Source organism: Kribbella hippodromi (assembly GCF_039531045.1).
In the GTDB taxonomy this organism is placed as follows: domain Bacteria; phylum Actinomycetota; class Actinomycetes; order Propionibacteriales; family Kribbellaceae; genus Kribbella; species Kribbella hippodromi.
The window spans coordinates 307,508-325,811 of the sequence record NZ_BAAAPH010000005.1; the positions used below are offsets into that span (position 1 = coordinate 307,508).

Genomic DNA, 18,304 nt, shown 5'->3' on the forward strand with positions numbered 1-18,304 from the left:
GGACCTTTTGCATGCCCGCCGCACCACAAGAGTGGATATCCACCGGCGTGGTGGGTTCTCCACCGGTATACGGGTGGAGGACCCACAAGAGCGGTGGATATCCACTCTTGTTGTGGGGTGGCGGTCAGGTGCCGGTGATGAGGTGGTGGGCGAGGAGGGGGGAGAAGGTGCGGGTGGGGAGGGTGGGGGTGAGGCCGCAGGGGCCGTCGGATTCGCCGGGGGTGCGGAGCCAGAGGTGCAGGTCGGTGGGGGCGGGGGCTGCCGCGGGTGGGGCGCCGAGTTTGCGGGCGGGTGGGTTGCAGGCGCTGCCGTCGGAGCCGTTGCCGTTGCGGCTGGTGTCGATCACGAAGTGCGTACCGCCGCCGAGCGCGGCGAGGATCTGGTTGCCCCGGGCGGTGGACTGTTCGGTACTGAAGTAGTCCGCCGTGTTCAGTGCGAAACCACGGATCTTGCCGACATCGGCGAGGCGGAGGCGGCGGGCGATCTCCTTCGGATCGGCGGAGCTGACGGCGCCGGCATCGAGGTACGCCCAGGTGTTCGGGTTCTTCGCGGCGAGCAGCCCCACCGCGTACTTGAGCATCGCGATCCGCCCGTCCCACTGCGCCGCCGGGTAACAGTCGAGTCGTGCGAGCGCGTTCGGTTCGAGGACGACGATCGCCGGCCGGGCGCCGATCCCGTCCGAGACCGCGGTGATCCAGTTCCGGTACGCGGCGTCGGTCGCTGCCCCGCCGCCGATCCCGCACTGCCGGCCGGGCAGGTTGTCGGTCACCAGCACCGGCAGTTTCCCGGCCCGGTCAGCCGCGGTCGTGTACGCCGTGACCGCCGCCTTCGCATCGCCGCTCCAGCTCCCGATCCATCGCGCCGATGGTCGGCTCGCGATCTTCGACGCAAGGGCGGTGTCCTCCGGGTGGCGGCGCGCGTACGCGGCGGCGGCTGAGGCCGGATCGACGTACAGCCCGTTCGTCAGCTTCAACGGGTCGCCACTCGCCTCGGCCGGCCCAGCAGTTGCCCGCTCACCTCCGGCCAGTCCGGTTCCAGGCAGTCCGGCTTCGGCCAGTCCGGGTGTGGGCCGGCCGAAGGCGAGCAGGGCGGCGGTCAGCAACAGGCCGGCCGTCAGCGAACGCGCGGTCCGGTGCGGCAGGCGCGAAGTCGGCATCGGTGCAGCGTCCTTCCGTCCAAGAAGTGATCACTCAACGTGCCGACGACATTACCGCCAGTGGATCAGCTGTTCTCGTCGACCTCGCAGAACGAGGCGTAGTGGTCGCCGGTGTAGTACACGTGCACGGGCGTGGTCTTCGCGCCGCCACCGATCAGCCGGCGGGCGCCACGGTCAGGCGAACCCGGCGTCTTCACGGTGTACTCGTGGTAGTACCCCGACGATTGACTCGGCAGGATGCCCTCCCGGTTCGAGAAGACGGTGCCGTCCTGGCGGTACGGGAACGGTCCGCCGGAGTGGATGAGCTTGAGGGTGTCGGAGGCCTGCGACGGCAGCGAGCTGAGTGCACAGGTGTCGATCGCGCGGATGGACGACGACGTGGGCTGGACAGCACTGTGAGCGGGGTGGGCGGTGGGGGCGGCGTAGGCCGTGGAACCGAAGGCGACGGTGGTCGCCAGGGTCACGGCAGCGATGAGGGTTCTCATACCGCTGAGGATCCTCCGCCGAGGCCGGTGACGGGTCATCCCAACTGTGAATAACAGGTGGACTATGACCCCTGGCGCGGATTAAAGTCTCGCCCGGCGAGAACGATTCCGGAGTGGAAGGAGCGACCGATGCGTACACCGACTTGTTTCCCGGCGCGCCCGGCCCGCTCCGCCAGCTCGCACTGAGCGGACCCCCGCGCCTCCTGCTGGAGGATTCGTGACCATCCGCAACACCGTCGAGGCCGACCTCGACACCATCACAGCTCTGATCGAGCAGCAGTCCGTCAACACCGTCACCTTCGACCGGTTCAACGAGTATGTTGCCGCCGGCTACTACCGGCACGACTGGAGCTGGGTCGTCGAGGAGAACGGCAGCATCCAGGCGCTCGCCATCTGGTGGGGCATGCCCGGCGAAGAGCACCCGTACAGCATCGATGGCCTGTACTACGCCGGCGACGGCGACCCGGTACCGGTGTGGACCGCGCTGATCGAGCATGTGCTGACAACGCGTCCGGCCGATGCCGAACCGCCGGAGTACCACTTCTTCCTGGACAGCGACTGGGAGAACGATCCGGAGGCCGTCGCGGCGCTCGATCAGCGTACGCGGGCAGCTGTCGCGGCTGGGTTGACCGAGGTGACCGACCGGCTGCGGTACGAGTGGAAACCCGAGTACGGGTTGCCGAAGCGGTCCACGCGACTGCGCTTCGAACCGGCTGACGACGAGGCGTTCGTCAAGGTGTTCATGCAGGTCAGTGCGGGCAGTCTGGACGCCGCGACGGCCCGGGAGATCGCGCGGGTCGGCGTCGAGGCGGCGGCGCGGGAAGAGCTGGCGATCTACAAGTCGATGCCTGGTGACCGTACGCTCTGGCGGCTCGCGTACGACGAGGCCGGCGAGCTGGTTGGGTTCGAGATGCCGTCGGCGAATGCGGGTGGTCCGGTGGTCGGGTACCTCGGGGTTGTGCCTGAGCACCGGGGCAAGGGGTTGATCGACGATTTGCTGGCCGAGCTCACGCATCAGCTTGCGGACGCGGAGCAGATCCGCGCCGATACGGACTTCGGCAACGTGCCGATGGCGAAGAGCTTCGAACGGCAGGGATACCGGAAGTTCGCGGTCCGGCGGGTGCTGTCGTTCCCGCAGGCCTGAGCCGGAGACCGGCGCGGCGCTGAGCTGAAGGCCGGCGGCGCCGAGCCGGAGACGAGCGCTGCGCTGAGCCGGAGACGGGCGCGGTGCTGAGGTAGAGACGCGTGACTCCTCGAGCCCTATGCTCCCTGACATGTCAGCTGGGCTGGGGGGATCGAGGAGTCGCGGCAATGCGTGACGTCGCGCTGATCGTGCATGTCGTGGTGGGGGTGTTCGCGGTGCTCTTCGGGCCGCTCGCGATCGTGCTGACGCTGCGCCGGCGGCGGTTGAACTGGGCCGGCGAGGTGTATCACTGGACGATCGCGCTGGTGTGCCTGACCGCGCTGGTGATGGTGCCGTACGACTGGGGGCGGCTCTGGTACTTCGGCCCGATCGCCATCGCCACGTACTTGTTCGTGTACTTGGGGCAACGTGCGGCGGAAGCGCCTGGTGGACTTTGGTACCGCGGGGTGCTGCGCGGGTACGGCGGTGGGTGGATCGCGTTGTGGACGGGGATCGCGGCGGTCGCACTGCCGAATCACCCGTGGGCGTGGGCGATCCCGATCGTGGCCGGGTCGGCGGCGATCGAGTGGCTGTGCTTCCGCCCGGCGCCGAGCTGGACGCACCTGCAACCGGGTCGCGGTTGAGGGGCTGACCCCTCAGATGGTGGGTTGGCCCCCGGGATTTTGAGGGGCCAACCCTGCAAGTGAGGGGCTGACCCCGCAGGCGAGAGGGACGACTCCGGGGGTCGAGAGGGAAGGCTCCGGGGGGGGTCGAGAGGGACGACTCCGGGGGTCGAGAGGGAAGGCTCCGGGGGTTAGGCCTGGCCGGATTGTTCTTCGGGGGTGGATTTGCGGACGACCAGGCGGGTCCAGGCGCCGACGTAGATGCGGTCGTCGGGGTTCAGTTCCTGGCGCTGGCCGGGGATGATCGGGGTGTCGGGGAGGGGGCCGGCGGCGGAGGCGACGTACGTGCCGTTGGAGGACTGCAGGTCCTCTACCCACCAGCGCTGGCCGTCGGTGGTCAGCTGCGCTTGACGGCGGCTGACGCCGGTGTCGTCGCCGCAGTCGATCTCCGGGTCGATACCGCGACTACGGGACGGGCGGCCGACGAGCAGGCTCTTCCCGTTGAGTGCGATGACGGCGGGGAGGCCGGGGGAGGGGCACGGGTCTTCGCTCTGTTGGACCGCGTACCAGTCGGGGTCTACCCAGCGCTCTACTACCCACTCACCGATTGCTGCTTGTGGGGCAGCTGGTGCGGGTGCCGGTGCGCCGGGCAGGTCGAGCGGTGCGGCCGGGCGCGGCATGGTGCCGGTGGTGAAGTCGTACCCGCAGTTCTCGCAGAACAGAGCGTCGACAGATGCTGCCTCAGAACAGTTGGGGCACAACTGCCCACCAGCAGGTACGGGAGCCGACGCGGCGGCTCCAGCACCTGCACTTCCGGGAGGGGGTGGAGTGGCCGCGCCGGGTCCGGACGGTGCAGCCGGGGCGTACGCAGGTGATGTGCTTCCAGGCACTGCACCAGCCGGAGGGGTGGTGCTGCCCGGGGCGTACGCGGGTGGTGTGCTTCCGGGCGCTGCACCAGCCGGAGGGGTGGTGCCGGCGGCGGCGCTTCCGGGTGGGGTGGTGCCGGCGGCTGCACTTCCGGGAGTGGTGCCGGCGGGTGGGGGTAGTGCGCTGGCTCCGGTGCCGTACGGCGGGGGTGTTGTGCCGGCGGGTGGGGGGACTGCGCCGGGGGTGGTGGTGGTTCCGGCGGTGGGGGTGTTGGGGTCTGGGAGGGGGAGGCCGCAGACGTCGCAGTAGTCGGTTGAGGTGGTGGGGTGTCCGCTGGGACAGGTCGCTGTCATTTCCTCACCCGGGTGGTCTTGGTGGAGGCGGTGTCGAGGGCCATTTCGTCGGCCTTCTCGATGGTGCGCTTGAGCCGCACCGTACCCGTTTCCTGGTCGTCGATGTCGACAACCTTGCGCAACCGGGTGGTGGCCTCCTCGTTCCCGGTGGCCGCGGCGAGCTGCACCGCACGCCCGAGTTTGGTGGTCGCGGTAGCCGTGTCACCAGCGGCTTTGGCAGCCAAACCGTCCTGGATCGCCTGCGCCAGCTCGGTCTGCCCGGTGTAGTGCGCGACCTCCGGACTGATCCGCGTGGTCAGCGCGTCATCGGCCGACCACAGCGCCTTCACCAGACCCTGCGCGACGACGTTGTCACCCAGTACGAGCTGCACCCGCGCCGCCAGCTGCTCCTGCCCGATCGCCTTGGCCGCCAACCGGATCGCCACGTGGTAGTCCCGCGACTCGTCACCCCAGGAACCGGTCGGGTACGAGCCGGTCAACGGGTTGATCACCGTACGCCGCGAAGTCAGGTCCTCCACGGTCGGCGCGACCTGCCGTACGAACAGCACCTCCGCCCCTTGCGGTGCCCACACGCGCAGATCGGCCTGCGCCACCCCACGACTCATCGCGTTCTGGATCAGCTTGGAGAACTCCTCGGCGAGCTGGTTCGGTGCCGGGATGATGTCGACGGTACCGAGCAGTGCCTGCGCGATCCGCCGTACCTCGTCGACCTGCCAAGCCACGCCCACCCCGCGCGTGTCGCACTGGAACTGACCGGTCACGGACTCGATCGCCTGGGTCAGCGCCTCCGGCGTCTCGTGCTGGTTCTCGCCGTCGGTGAGCAGGATCGCGTGCTTCTGCGTCAGCGACGGCACGGTCGCGAACACCCGCGACGCCAGCCGCAGCCAGGTACCCATCGCGGTCCCGCCGTCGGCGTAGAACCGGGAGACCGCGTCCTTGGCCGCCTGCCGGGTGTACGGGTCCATCTTCACCATCACCGGCTCCGCCGACGGCGGGAACGCCAGCTGGGCCCGGTCGTTGCCGGAGATGACCGCGAACCAGACGCCGTCGAGGATCTGGTCGAGCGCGGTCTGCGCGGCGTACGCGGCGGCCTGGACGCCGTCGCGCCCCATCGAGCCGGAGGTGTCGACGATGATGATCTCGCCGGCGTCGCCGCTGCCGGACTGCCCGGCCGCGCCGGCGCCGGCGCAGTTCACCGTGACGATGGCGTGTACGTCGGTCCCGCCGTCGGGCAGGAACTCGTTCTGGTAGACGGTGGCGGTGAAGTCGGCCATTTCGGGTTCCTATCGCAGGGTGTTTGCTGAGCTTCAGATGCGCGCGAGCGCGACGGTGATGTTGTCCTGGCCGCCTTGGGCGTTGGCCCAGTCGACCAGCGCGGACGCGGTGGCTCTGGGTTCGCCACCGGTGCCCGCAGCTGTCTGACGTACCAGGTCGGCCAGCGGTGCCGCCTCGGAGCAGTAGTTCCACAGACCGTCCGAGCAGACCAGCAGCCAGCCCGGGCCGGTCACGTGCAGAGTCGTGGTCCGTGGCGTGTGGTCTGGTGCGTCCTTGCCGAGCCAGCGGGTGATCGCGTGCGCGTGCGGGCCGGACTCGGCCTCCGCGCGGGAGATCCCGGTAGCGATCAGCTCGGCCGCCCACGAGTCGTCAGTGGTCAGTCCGACCGCTTCACCACCGTCCGGGAACCAGTACGCGCGGCTGTCCCCGATGTTGCCTGCTACCAGCAGCCCGTCCTCCAGCACGGCCGCAACGAACGTGCAGGACGCTGGGTTCGGACTGTCCGGGCTGGTCGAGTCGATGACCGCATCACTGGCCGCATCGGCAGCAGCCTTCAGCCGGGAGGCGATCGCACTGCCACGGGACGAGTCGGTCCCGAGGCCCTGAGCATGTCCGGCCTGCAGTACCTCACGTGCTACCCGTGCAGCGGCCAGTGAGGCTACGTCGGAGTCCATGGACGAGCTGACGCCGTCGCACACCACCAGCAGCGCCCGGCTGCCCGGTGTCTCGTCCGCGGCGATTGCCATGGCGTCCTCGTTGCGGCTGTGCCGGATGCCCCGGTCGCAGACACCAGCTACCCAGGCCGCGGGCTGCTCCTCGAAGTGGTCACGAGGCTTGGCCGCTTTGGTCCCACAGGTCTCGCAGTACCCGTCCGGTCCGACAGTGCCACCACACGAGAGGCACGGGCCGGCAGCGTTCACCACAGCCGCGGTGAGCTCAACAGTCGGCTCGGTGTCGGTGTCCAGCGCCGGAGTGCTCGGGCCGGTGCCGGGGTGGAGCTCGGCGCCGCAGGCCTCGCAGAAGCGATCGGCCTCGGACACCGGCCCGCCACAGCTGGGGCAGACCGTCTCGGTCGTACTCGTCATCGCAACGTCCATCCTCGAACCTCGTTGGCCAGGTCGACCAGGGCGACCCGTTCCGCTCGGGTGCCGGCCTGGCCGGCCAGCAACCGGTAGGTGGCCTCCAGCCCGTCCCGCAGGGCAGGCTCGGTGGCCGGCCGCCCGTCGATCCGGACTGCTTCCTGCGGACCGGACTGCCGCACCTCCGCAAGTGCGGTTTGGAACACGTTAGCGGCCAGGTTGGCCCGGTCGACCGGATCGATGGTCAGCGTGGCGATGCTGTCCATCGCCTGAGCGAGCGCGGGGAGGCCACGACCCGATCCTGCCAGCAGTCCGGCTCGCTGGCGACGCGCCCGTACGTATGCGCCGCTGGTCCTCGGTACCAGGTCGAGTGCACCGAGCGCTCCGTCCAGGTCATTGCGCTGGGTACGGATGGTTGCGAGCCCGAAGGCGGATGGCGCGATGTAGTTGGCGTCCGTACGCGCACAGGTCAGGTACAGGCCCTCGGCCACGTCGTACTCGTTGCTGTGCTCACAGGCGATCGCCAGCGCCAGTTTCGGCCCCAGCTCACCCGGCACCTGCCCGTACACGGCGTTGAACGCGGACTGCGCTGCTGCCGAGTCACCACGCGCCAGTGCGACCAGCCCGGCCATCCAGACTGCTCGCCACTCCCACGGGTCGTCGTTGAGTAGGTCAGACACCGCAGTGTCCACCAGGTCGTACCGCTCGGGTCCAACCTCCAGGGCAGCCGCTGCTACCTCTAGCAGTGTCTGCGGCGACTGCTCCGGCGCATCGATCAGCAGCTCCAGCCGCTTGTCCGCGTCCGGCACGCTGACGGTCTTGAGCCAGCCGGCCATCTTGTCGCTCTCATCAGGTACGAGCGACGGCAGCTGTTGCCACGGTGCAGCCGCGTCACCAAGGCCGGCCGCTTTGTCACCGGGCGTACCGAACAGCAATGAGGACGCGGAGTGCTGAGCCGCCTTGACCCCTTGCTTGTCCGCCACCACCTCACGCAGTACGCCGAGGAGCTGTACGCGGAACTCGTCCGCTGACTGGAACCGGTCCGCTGGGTCCGGCGCGCACGCCTTGGCCAGCAGCCGGTACACCGAGTCGTACTGCTGGAACAGCGGCACCTCACCGACCGGCGGCAGCGAGTCCACGTACCGGCCCTGGTACCCGCGGAACTCCATCGCCAGCACGCACAGCGTCCGGCCGAGCGTGTAGATGTCGGAGGCAATCGACGTACCGACCTCGGCCACCTCGGGCGCCTGGAAACCGACCGTTCCGTAGATCGCCGAGTCCAGGTCGTCGATCCGCCGGACCCCGCCGAGGTCGATCAGCTTGACCGCGTCACCGACCTGGATGATGTTGTCCGGCTTGAAGTCGCAGTACACCAGACCGAGATCGTGCAAGTACGAGAACGCGGGCAGGATCTCCAGCAGGTACGCGATCGCCTGGTCGATCGGCAGCGCGTCGTACTGGCCGTGGTTGGCCGCCATCCGCTGTTTGAGCAGCGTCTTCAGCGACGTACCGCCGACGTACTCCATCACGATGTACCCGGCGCCGTCATGGGTGACGAAGTTGTAGATCTCGACGATCAGCGGATGCTCGACCCGGGCCAGGAACTGCTGCTCCGCGATCGCGGCCGCGACGGCGTCCGGGTCCTCGGAGTTCAGCAGGCCCTTCAGCACCACCCAGCGGTCGGACACGTTCCGGTCCTGGGCCAGGTAGATCCAGCCGAAACCACCGTGCGCGAGACAGCCGGCCACCTCGTACTGCCCGCCGACCAGATCACCCGCGTGCAGCTTCGGCGCGAACGAGAACCGGCTGCGGCACTTCGGGCAGAACCCTTCGGTCCGGCCGGGCTGACCGTTGCGCGACCGGCCGACCTCGTTGCCGCAGCTCGGGCAGTTCCGGCGGTCCTCCGGCACCATCGGGTTGGCCAGGATTGCCGTGCTGGCGTCGATCGCGGGGATCGACGGCACGCTGGTGAGGCCGGCGCCGAGCCGCGCGCCGCGCAGCCGGGTGGACGACGTCCCCAGCTTGCGGGTCAGCTTCGAGCCGGCCTGGGCGGCGCGGGCCGAACCGAGCGGCGTCGAGGCCAGGCGGTTGGACGCGCGCGAGACGGTCGACACCGAGCTGATCGGGTCGGGATCGGGCGCTTCGGTACGCTCCGTCGCCGGCGAGCCGCACACGTCGCAGTACCCGTCCGCGTACGTCCCCGTGCACCCGGGCTGCGTGCAAGCCCCGGTCACAGCAGCAGGTGCCGCTGCAGGTGCCGAGGCCGCGGCTGGTGCCGAGGAGGCCGCCGGGGAGCCGCAGACGTCGCAGTAGCCGTCCAGGATGGAGCCGGTGCAGCCAGGCTGGGTGCATGCGGTGGTGGTCGTCATTTCGTCCCTTCCAGGTAGGCCTGGTAGGCCGCTACCAGTGCACCGAGGCGGGCCAGGTCGGCCGGCTCCGCCTCGATCACCGCTCGGCCGCGCCGGTACAGCTCGGCGAGATCTTCGTTGCCGGGAGCAACACTGGCCGCCTTCACCTGATAGGCGTCCAGCAGCTGGGTCAGTTCGTCTCGCCGTTCGAGCGCCGCGCCGTACGCCGCCTGCGCCTGCCCGAGCGCGCGCCGGACCGCATCCAACCGTGTCAGGTACTGGGTCAGTTCGGCCGGCGTGTTCGGCACCGGTCCAAGCGCGGTCACATCCGGTACGCCAAGCCGTGGCGCTGGTGTGACAGCGGCAACCGCCTTGTCGGCCAGCGCGCGTACCGCCGTACCCTGCGCTTCCAGCTCGGACCGGAGTGTACGCGCGCGAGCGACGTCCGCCGCACGTTCTTTGCGAGTCGCCGCGCCGACGATCAGGTCCCGCTCGGCCTTCGCGGTCGCCAGCTCCAGCGGGCCGATCAGACCACCGATGTCCGCGCCACGTTTGTTGCGTTCGGCAAGGTCTGTCAGCCGGCGATCCAGGTCGTGATGCTCGGCGAGCGCTTGGTTGCGTACGTTCGCGGGCTCCTGTTTGGCCAGGTCGCTGATCCGCTCCACGTCCGCGCGCAACCGGCGCAGCCGCGCGGCCAGATCGGCGTCGCCGGGCTCGAGCGCGAGCTTGGCGCGCAAGCTGGACGCCAGCGCGTCTGACAATTTGCATGCCTCGGGCAACGAAACCGCGAGCGATCCGCCGGTGCCGCCCGCGTCCAGCCCGCCCCAGATCAGCGCGGAGATCCGCTCGGTCTCCTGCGCACCGACCCGGCCCGAGTCCCAGGTGACCAGGATCAGCTCGTACCGGTCCGAAACCGCCTTCCAGACGGTCATGCTGAGCACCACATCCGCGCTCAGCGCATCGGCGTCCGGCGAATGCAACGCGGCGGCGTCGAGCTCGTCCAGCTCTGCCTTCCGCCGGTCCCGCCACTCGCCGAGCGCGGTCAGGAAGGCAAGCAGCTCCGTCGCCGGAACGCTGCTCCCCATTCGCCCCGGCGGCGGTGGCGCCGAGACCGTCGGCGTACGCACTGTCATCGGCCGTAGACCGCGGCCGGAGGAGCCGGCAAGCTGCCCAGGTCGGGCTTGAGCCACTTGTTGTACGAACCCATCCAGGTCCCGTCCGCCTTGATCTTCTCCAGTACGCCGTTGACGAACTTCACGAACTCGATGTTGCCCTTGTTGATCCCCAGCCCGTACGGCTCATCGCTGATCCGCTCGGTGAGCACCTTCGCGTACGGGTCCTGGGCGGCGTCACCGGCCAGCACGGTGTCGTCACCACTGATCCCGGCTGCCTTGCCCTGCTGGAACAGCACCAGGCATCCGGTGTCGGAGTCCGCGGTGATCGGCTTGATCTTCGGGTTCGCCTTCTTCAGGTTGTCCAGGCTGGTCGAACCGGCCGGCGCGCAGATCGTCTGATCGGACAGCTCGGCGAGCTTTGTGGCCTTCGAGTCGCGCTGAACGAGCGTCTTCTGGCCGGACTTGTAGTACTCGGCCGAGAACGCGATCTGCTTCCAGCGCGCGCAGTTGATCGTGATGTTCCGGGCGACGATGTCGACCAGATTCTGCTGCAGGACGGGGATGCGCTGCGGGCTGGAGATCACCCGGAACTCGACCTTGTGCGGCTGACCCGCCGCGGGCGGACCGAAGATCGCGTCCGCGACCGCGTTGATCATGTCGATGTCGAAACCCTCGATCTGGCCGGTGATCGGGTTCCGCGAGCCGAGGTGCAGGCTGTCCGCCGAGACGCCGGCGATCAGCCGGCCGCGCTTCTGGATGCGTTCCATAGTCGAGCCGGCCGGCATGTGCAGCGGTGCCGGCAACGGTCCGTCCGGCGCATAAGACGCCAGTTCATTGGTCTTGTCGCAGGACTCGGTCGGCACGGGCGCGGCCGACGAGGTGGTCGGCGCCGGCGCGGGCGGGAGCTGGGTGGCGGTGTAGTTGCCGGTGCCGCAGGCGGTGAGCAGAAGCGCGGTGGCGGCGGCGATCGGGATCAGCTTCTTCATCGGTACTCCTCCAGTCGCTGCGACATGCCCCACGCGACCAGCAGGGCCGCGGCGATCCCTACAGCCAGTCCGACCCAGCCGAGCGCCGCCAAACCGGTCCGCGCATCGCCGAGCTTGCTCTGCACCGCGCTACTCGCGTCCTGCAAATGCTGATCGGACGTGCTGTCGAACTGCCTGAACGCATCCACGGCGTTGAACTTCGGGTCGTGGCCGATCGCCATCGCGACCGCGCTCTCCCAGTCGCCCTCCTTGGCGTCGGTCGTCCGCAGCTTGTCGTGGATGTTCTTGTAATCGCCCCACAGGCCCTGCAGCTCGTTGTCCGTGCCCGCGAGCTTGCGGAGTTGCTCGTCCACCTGGCCGGCCGACGTGTTGTAGGCGTTGTCGTAGCTGTCGCCTGAACCGCGGGCGATCAGCGTCAGGCTTTCGTTCGAGCGGGCGTCGTACGCGGCGATCCGGGCGCGGGACAGTCCGACCGTCCGGTCGTACGCGCCTTGCTGGGTGTCGTTCGCGGCGCTCGACGCGCCGGCCAGGAGTACGCCGCCGATGACCGTGGTGAGCAGCACGAGTACGCCGCCGGCCGCGATCGGGACGTTGACATAGCGGTGCGTACGGCGGGCCAGCCAGCGCAGCGTGATCGCGAAGATCAGCAGGGTGAGTACGCCGCCGGCGATCACCCAGATCGTCCCGTACCCGACGCCGTCGAACTCGGTGCCGACGCGCTTCTCGTTCGCGTCGACCAGGGCTTTCACCAGCGGGAGCGAGTCGTCCTGGAGCACCGAGTTCGCGTCCTTGAGGTACTGGGAACCGATCGGCAGACCTTGGCGGTTGTTCGCGCGGGCCTGCTCGATCAGGCCTTCGTAGGTGATCAGGGTCTTGTTCAGCGCGCCGAGGGCGTCGCGGTCGGCCGGTTGCGCGGTCGCGGCCTCGGCGATCAGGCCGGCGGCCGCCGCGAGCGAGTCGACGAAGTGCTGGCGCTGTGTCGGTGGTTCCAGGCCGCCGACCAGGAAGGCGTTGGTCGCGTCGGCGTTCGCGCTGACCAGGTTGGTGTGGATCGCCTGGATGCGGACCAACTGGGCGGCGTTGTCCTGTGCGCGCTGAAGGGCGCCGTCGGACTGCTGGAAACCTTGCGCGGCGGCGAGACCGAAAACCACACTCACCGCCGCGGCCAGGATCAGGAACGCGCGCATCCGGCCCGGCGTACCGTCGAACCACTGCGCGACCGCACCGCGCCGCGCGGGGCTCGGGGCAGGCGGCTGGACCGCCGTACCAGCTGGCGCGGCCGGCGACCAGGTCGCGGGCGGCGCACTCTGCGTCTGGGTCACGCCGTTTCTCCTTGTTCCGTCTGGTCGCTGTCCTGCCCGGCTTCGGCTCGCCCGTCCTCCGATTGCTCGGCCCCAGGCTGCTCGGGTTCGGGTCGTTCGGCTTCAGGTTCTTCGGTCAGGTCCGCTGGGAGGATCTGACGCAGCTGATCGGTGGTCGGTGCCGTCACATCGCGCAGCCGCCAGGCCTGCCGGCCGATCGCGGCCTCGAGTACGTTCCGCGCGAACCGCCCGTTGCCGAACGAACTGTCCCGCGGCGTCTCCGCGAGAATCTCCTGAAACGCCTCCACCGCCGCCGGCACCAGCTCGTAGTCGGCTGCCGTCGCGAGCCCGGTGAGGATCTCGGTCAGCTCGTCATCCGCATAGTTCTCGAACTCGATCGTGGTCCGGAACCGGCTGGCCAGACCCGGGTTCGCCGCGATGAACGTCCGCATCGGTTCCGGATACCCGGCGACGATCACCACCAGGTCGTCGCGGCGGTCCTCCATTTCCTTGACCAGAGTGTCGACCGCCTCCCGCCCGTACTGATCGGCGCCGTTGTCACCCGCGGTCAGGCTGTACGCCTCGTCGATGAACAGCACTCCACCCGCCGCTGACTCGACTACCTCGGCGGTCTTGGTGGCGGTCTGCCCGAGGTACCCCGCGACCAACTCGGACCGATCAACCTCAACCAGCTGTCCCTTCGACAGCAGGCCGAGCGCTTTGTAGATCCCACTCACCAGCCGCGCGACGGTCGTCTTCCCGGTCCCCGGATTCCCCACGAACACCAGATGCCGCGTGATCGTCGGACTCTTCAGCCCAGCCTCGACCCGCAACTTCTCCACCCGCAAAACCGCAACCTGCCGATGCACTTCCCGCTTGACCCGCCCAAGCCCAGTCAGCCCATCAAGCTCCGCAAGCAATTCCTCAACAGACTTCTCGGGCGCAACCACAGCCGCCTGCCCCGCCTGCTCAGTCCCGCCACGGCCTTGTGGGTCAGCCGTCTTTTCTTCTCCTCGGCGCGGTGCCGGCGTAGCCGGTGCCGCGCCGAGCTGTGCCGGTTGAGCTCCTGCTGCTTGTAGTTGTGCGGCAGCCGCCACAGATGCATTCCCCACCACGCGCATGGTCGGTTCGCCGAGAGTGCAGGCTGCTGACGCGACCTCGGCCAGCGCCCGCGCGTACGCAACCCGTTCCGGCGAACCCGCCGCGATCAGCTCACTCAGTACGGCGGTGGGCGCCCCACGCCACCGACGTCCACGCACGGCAGCATCGAAGAAGTCCTGAACCGACGCTCCGTCGACAACCGTGCTCCAGTCACCAGCCGCACCAGGCGCCGACTCCGCCACCGCGGCAGCCAACGCCAGCGCCTCGCCCCGAGCCAGTTCCGCACCAACCCCAGCCCGCCCCGCAACCCCCACCAAGCCCGCCAACGCGTCCCGCAAAGAACTATCCCCCACGCCGCTCACGACCCTCCCCGCCCAGGCGGCGGCACCAACGGCCCACCCGCTCCACCCGATCCAGCACCCGGCGCCGCACCCGGCGCCGGCGTCGACGCGGTCGGGCCGAGGGCGAGAGCTCCACCCGTCGACCCCGTGCCGAACTTCTCCTGCAGAAATCTCCCGTGCGCGATCAGCGCCGCCGCGTCGGCCCGGTTCACCGCGTCGAACACCTTGTCCATCGTCGCCGCCAGCAGATCCAGCTGGTCGATCAAGATCATCAGCGAAGTCTTCCCACGGTCCACCGGCCGCGTGTCCGCCCACTGGCGCGGCAGCCGCAGGTACCCGCCGATTGCCTCCGGCAAGTAGTCCGTCGCCGTCGCCATCACCGAGTACGCCTGCGCACTCCCACCAAGATTCCCCAACCGCGGGATCGTCTCCCGAACCACCCGAACGACCCGCCCGACCCGCGACGCGACCACGGCAGGTACGGCACCACCCGCGACCAGCTCCTCGACGCGTACGAGCGCCGCGAGCAGATCGTCGGTGGTCGGCGGACCCGGCACCGGGGCAGGCTCGGGCTCCTCCTTGCGGCCGGTCAGCCGCGCGAAACTAGTCAGTCTCGCAAGGATGGCACCGAGCGCCATGCAGTTCTCCCCCAGTACCGGAACGTGGATCAGCGACCGAGGTCGAGATCAAGGCTGCCGTGGACGACCTGCTGGTTCTGCTGCGCGACCCGGTCCAGGTACGAACGCGACTTGGTCACCTCGTTCTCCAGCGTGCCGATCGTCGCGGCCATGTTGTCCAGCGCCTCGCTCTTGAACGTGTCGATCGCGTCCATCGTCGCGTAGATGTTCGCGAACGCGGCCTGCAGCTGCGGCAGCCCGATCGTCGCCGACGCCGCCTGCTGCTGGATCGCCACCGAGTTGTCCTTGAGCATCTGCGAGGTGCGCTCGATCATGCCGCTGGTGGTGCTGTTCAGCGCGGTGATCTGGTCGAGGACGAGCTTCTGGTTGCCAAGCGCCTGCGCCACGATCACGGCCGTACGCAGCGCCGACACCGTGGTCGTGGAGGCGCGGTCGACGCCCTTGATCAGCTCGATGTTGTTCTTGATCACGATGTCGATGGCCAGGTAGTTCTGGATCGAGACCGCGAGCTGGGTCAGCAGGTCCTGGTGCTTCTGCCGGACGTAGAACAGCACGTCCTCGCGGAACGCCTTCGCCTTCTCCGGGTTCGTCACGTCGAGTTCCGCGATCGCGGCGGACAGTCGCGCGTCCAGGCGCTCGGCGACGTACACGTACTGGTTCAGCCGGGTCATCGCGTCCCAGAGGTTCTGCTTCTCCAGGTTCAGCGCGGCGTTGTCCTTGCCGAGCTCGTCCTGGCCGTTGCGCAGGCTGTGCAGGATGCCTTCGAGGTGGCTCTGCGCGCTCTGGTACTTGCGGAAGTAGTCCTCGATCTTGTCGCCGAACGGGATCATCCCGAGCAGCTTCTTCGGGCCGGTCGCTTCCTTCGGGTCCAGATCCTCGACCGTGCGGCGCAACTCGAGCAGGGTCTTGCCGACGGTCGAGCCCTCGGACAGGCCACCGCTCTGCAAGGCCCGCACCGGGGACTGCAGCAACCGGTTCGAGCTCTCGGCGGCGGCGCGGATGTCGACGTCACCCATGCTGCGTACGTCGCTCGCCTTCGCCGCGAACTCCGGCGACCGCGGCTCCGCGGCCATCAGCGCGTTCAGGAAGGTGTCGACCTTGGTGTCCAGGCCCGGCAACGCGGCCGCGTCCACGGCCGGTGCCATCGTCGGCGCGGCGGTGCTCGCAACCGGCTGTGACGGCGGCGGCGCGGTCAGTATCAGCCCGGGAGCGGTAGCCGTCGGCGGCTGTAACGGAGAAACCGCCTGCGCGGCGGCCGGCGCCGCGGCTGCAGCGCCCGGCTGTGCGGCGGCTACTGGTGCGGCGCCCGGCGGTGTCGCGCCCGGCGTACCAGGCGTGTTGTCTGCTTCGGTCATCGTCGTTCCCCTCCGGTGGCCTCCGCGAGCCGTCCCCTCCGCCCGCGCCTGTCTCCTCCGTGACGCGCACACAATCTACGCGGTTCCCGGTCCCCGTGCCCCAGTCGTTAGCTACTCGTTGTTAGCTGCGACGGAAGGATACGAACGTGAACCCATCGTGAGCATCGCGGCTGGTTTCGGTCCAGGCTGACGGATCGATGGGTGGGAACGTGACGTCGCCGGCTGGGGACTGGGCTACTTCGGTGAGTTCGAGGGTGTCGGCGTGGGAGAGGGCCTGGCGGTAGATTTCGCCGCCGCCGGCCACGTAGAGCGTGCCGTCGTACGCCAGCGCCTCGTCCAGGGAGTGGGCGACAGAGACGCCTTCGGCGGACCAGTCGGGCTGGCGGGTGACGACGACGGTGCGGCGGCCGGGGAGTGGGCGGCCGATCGAGTCATACGTTTTGCGGCCCATCACAAGCGTGTGGCCGAGGGTGAGCTGCTTGAACCGCTGCAGGTCCTCGCGGATGCGCCAGGGCAGGTCGTTGTCCCGCCCGATCACACCGTTCTGTCCGACCGCGGCAATCAGGATGACGCTCATACCGCGATCGGCGCCTTGATTCCCGGATGCGGGTCGTACCCGACGAGCTCCACGTCCGCGATCTCGTACGCGTCGATCGCGTCCCGGTGCCGGAGGTTCAGCGTCGGCAGCGGCCGGGGCTCGCGGGTGAGCTGGAGGCGGGCCTGGTCGAGGTGGTTCAGGTACAGGTGCGCGTCGCCGAGCGTGTGGACGAAGTCACCAACTTCGAGCCCGGTCTGCTGCGCGACCATGTGCGTGAGCAGCGCGTACGAGGCGATGTTGAACGGGACGCCCAAGAAGATGTCGGCCGACCGCTGGTACAGCTGGCACGACAGCCGGCCGTCCGCGACGTAGAACTGGAACATCGTGTGGCACGGCGGCAGCGCCATCTCGTCGACGTCCGCGACGTTCCACGCGTTCACGATGTGCCGGCGCGAGTCCGGGTTATTCTTGATCGACTCGATCACGGCCGCGATCTGGTCGACGTGGCGGCCGTCCGGGGTCGGCCAGGAGCGCCACTGGTAGCCGTACACCGGCCCGAGCTCACCGTCCGCGTCGGCCCACTCGTCCCAGATCGAGATGTTGTTCTCGTGCAGCCACTTGATGTTCGTGGAGCCGCTGAGGAACCAGATCAGCTCCCCGATCACCGACCGCAGGTGCAGCTTCTTCGTGGTCACCGCCGGGAAGCCGGCCGAGAGGTCGTACCGCGACTGGTGCCCGAACACACTCAGCGTGCCGGTCCCGGTCCGGTCCCCCTTCTCCGTCCCGTTGTCCAGCACATGCCTCAGAAGATCCAGGTACTGCTGCATGCCGCCAACCTACATCGACACTGGCAAACTCTCGGTGTGGAACACGTACTGACGATGGTGGTTCGGGTCGAGAAGAACGCGCGGCCGGCGCAGACCGATGCGCTGGAGACGGCGGCGCGTGCCGTACTCGCGATCCTTGCCGACGAGCGCTCGGCCGGCGAAGGGGAGTGGGCCGAGGCGATGACGGACTGGCAGGACCATCAGATCCGCAAGATCGTCAAGCGCGCCCGCGGAGCGGAGTGGCGGCGTACGGAGAATGTGCCGGGGATCACCATGTCCGGTACCGGCGCGGGTGCCGAGTCGCCGGATGCTGCGGCGCAGGTGCGGGTGTTTCCGCCGACCACTGTGGATGCGGTACCGGCGGAGCTGGCGAAGTTGCAGGTGAGCGGGACGGACTTCGAGGACGCGGAAGAACTGCCCGTGGTGGCGGCCGGGGTGCCGGTGTTGTGGGTGAACCCGGACCTGGAGATGTCCAGTGGGAAGGCGATGGCGCAGTGCGGTCACGCTGCACAACTCGCTTGGTGGGCGTTGCCGGATCAGGCTCGGAAGGAGTGGTCGTCGACCGACTTCACCCTCGCCGTCCGCCGCGCCGACCGCGCTCGCTGGACGCAACTCCTCGCCAGCGGGCTGCCGGTCGTGCAGGACGCCGGTTTCACCGAGGTCGCTCCGGGTTCGCGCACGGTGGTCGCGGATCATCCGCGGCTTCGGTGAGAGTCAGGGACGGCTGGGGTACGGGTTAGGCCGATCCCCGATTGCCGCCCGGGCGTGGATTTGGCTGACTGGGAGGGTCGGG

The 18,304-nt window shown here is 69.0% G+C and carries 17 protein-coding genes; 3 read left to right on the plus strand and 14 right to left on the minus strand.

Annotation, left to right across the window (positions count from 1 at the left end; translation table 11 throughout):
• Window positions 1-124 precede the first annotated feature (124 nt).
• Window positions 125-1,156 carry a glycoside hydrolase family 6 protein gene (locus ABD260_RS10295; protein ID WP_344233162.1) on the minus strand — a complete coding sequence of 344 codons (1,032 nt, stop codon included), beginning with the start codon at window positions 1,154-1,156 and terminating at the stop codon, window positions 125-127.
• A 65-nt stretch (window positions 1,157-1,221) separates the two neighbouring features.
• Window positions 1,222-1,641, minus strand: coding sequence for a guanyl-specific ribonuclease (locus ABD260_RS10300; protein WP_344233163.1), 420 nt, complete (start codon window positions 1,639-1,641; stop codon window positions 1,222-1,224).
• A gap of 217 nt (window positions 1,642-1,858) precedes the next feature.
• Between ABD260_RS10300 and ABD260_RS10305 the strand changes: the two genes are divergently transcribed.
• Together ABD260_RS10305 and ABD260_RS10310 are read left to right on the plus strand one after the other, a co-directional pair.
• A complete protein-coding gene (locus tag ABD260_RS10305; RefSeq protein ID WP_344233164.1) occupies window positions 1,859-2,785 on the plus strand; it encodes a GNAT family N-acetyltransferase in 927 nt (308 codons plus the stop codon).
• A 167-nt stretch (window positions 2,786-2,952) separates the two neighbouring features.
• Window positions 2,953-3,408: a hypothetical protein gene (locus tag ABD260_RS10310; RefSeq protein WP_344233165.1), complete on the plus strand. Its 456-nt coding sequence runs from the start codon at window positions 2,953-2,955 to the stop codon at window positions 3,406-3,408.
• Window positions 3,409-3,578: 170 nt separating this feature from the next.
• On the opposite strand, the gene ABD260_RS10315 is transcribed toward ABD260_RS10310, so the two are convergent.
• From ABD260_RS10315 to ABD260_RS10370, 12 genes are all read right to left on the minus strand, one after another.
• Window positions 3,579-4,067, minus strand: coding sequence for an FHA domain-containing protein (locus tag ABD260_RS10315; protein WP_344233166.1), 489 nt, complete (start codon window positions 4,065-4,067; stop codon window positions 3,579-3,581).
• Window positions 4,068-4,603: 536 nt separating this feature from the next.
• Window positions 4,604-5,881, minus strand: coding sequence for a vWA domain-containing protein (locus ABD260_RS10320; protein ID WP_344233167.1), 1,278 nt, complete (start codon window positions 5,879-5,881; stop codon window positions 4,604-4,606).
• 33 nt (window positions 5,882-5,914) lie between these two features.
• The gene (locus ABD260_RS10325) at window positions 5,915-6,979 is read right to left on the minus strand and encodes a protein phosphatase 2C domain-containing protein (RefSeq protein ID WP_344233168.1); all 1,065 of its coding nucleotides are present in this window, start codon (window positions 6,977-6,979) and stop codon (window positions 5,915-5,917) included.
• Entirely contained in the window at window positions 6,964-9,330 is a 2,367-nt protein-coding gene (locus ABD260_RS10330; RefSeq protein ID WP_344233169.1) for a serine/threonine-protein kinase, read from the minus strand. The genes ABD260_RS10325 and ABD260_RS10330 overlap by 16 nt, the downstream gene beginning before the upstream one ends.
• The gene (locus ABD260_RS10335; RefSeq protein ID WP_344233170.1) at window positions 9,327-10,442 is read right to left on the minus strand and encodes a hypothetical protein; all 1,116 of its coding nucleotides are present in this window, start codon (window positions 10,440-10,442) and stop codon (window positions 9,327-9,329) included. Before ABD260_RS10335 ends, ABD260_RS10330 begins: the two co-directional genes overlap by 4 nt.
• Window positions 10,439-11,410 (minus strand): glutamate ABC transporter substrate-binding protein, encoded by a 972-nt coding sequence (locus ABD260_RS10340; protein ID WP_344233171.1) that lies wholly within the window; start codon window positions 11,408-11,410, stop codon window positions 10,439-10,441. The genes ABD260_RS10335 and ABD260_RS10340 overlap by 4 nt, the downstream gene beginning before the upstream one ends.
• The gene (locus ABD260_RS10345; protein WP_344233172.1) at window positions 11,407-12,732 is read right to left on the minus strand and encodes a hypothetical protein; all 1,326 of its coding nucleotides are present in this window, start codon (window positions 12,730-12,732) and stop codon (window positions 11,407-11,409) included. The genes ABD260_RS10340 and ABD260_RS10345 overlap by 4 nt, the downstream gene beginning before the upstream one ends.
• A complete protein-coding gene (locus tag ABD260_RS10350; protein ID WP_344233173.1) occupies window positions 12,729-14,174 on the minus strand; it encodes an AAA family ATPase in 1,446 nt (481 codons plus the stop codon). Before ABD260_RS10350 ends, ABD260_RS10345 begins: the two co-directional genes overlap by 4 nt.
• Window positions 14,171-14,791, minus strand: a complete 621-nt coding sequence (locus ABD260_RS10355) for a hypothetical protein (protein WP_344233174.1) — start codon at window positions 14,789-14,791, stop codon at window positions 14,171-14,173. Before ABD260_RS10355 ends, ABD260_RS10350 begins: the two co-directional genes overlap by 4 nt.
• Window positions 14,792-14,820: 29 nt before the next feature.
• Window positions 14,821-16,146 (minus strand): toxic anion resistance protein, encoded by a 1,326-nt coding sequence (locus tag ABD260_RS10360; RefSeq protein WP_344233175.1) that lies wholly within the window; start codon window positions 16,144-16,146, stop codon window positions 14,821-14,823.
• 121 nt (window positions 16,147-16,267) lie between these two features.
• Entirely contained in the window at window positions 16,268-16,723 is a 456-nt protein-coding gene (locus ABD260_RS10365) for a dihydrofolate reductase (protein ID WP_344233176.1), read from the minus strand.
• Entirely contained in the window at window positions 16,720-17,511 is a 792-nt protein-coding gene (locus ABD260_RS10370) for a thymidylate synthase (RefSeq protein ID WP_344233177.1), read from the minus strand. The genes ABD260_RS10365 and ABD260_RS10370 overlap by 4 nt, the downstream gene beginning before the upstream one ends.
• Window positions 17,512-17,547: 36 nt before the next feature.
• Between ABD260_RS10370 and ABD260_RS10375 the strand changes: the two genes are divergently transcribed.
• The gene (locus tag ABD260_RS10375; RefSeq protein WP_344233178.1) at window positions 17,548-18,222 is read left to right on the plus strand and encodes an aminoacyl-tRNA hydrolase; all 675 of its coding nucleotides are present in this window, start codon (window positions 17,548-17,550) and stop codon (window positions 18,220-18,222) included.
• Window positions 18,223-18,304: the final 82 nt, after the last annotated feature.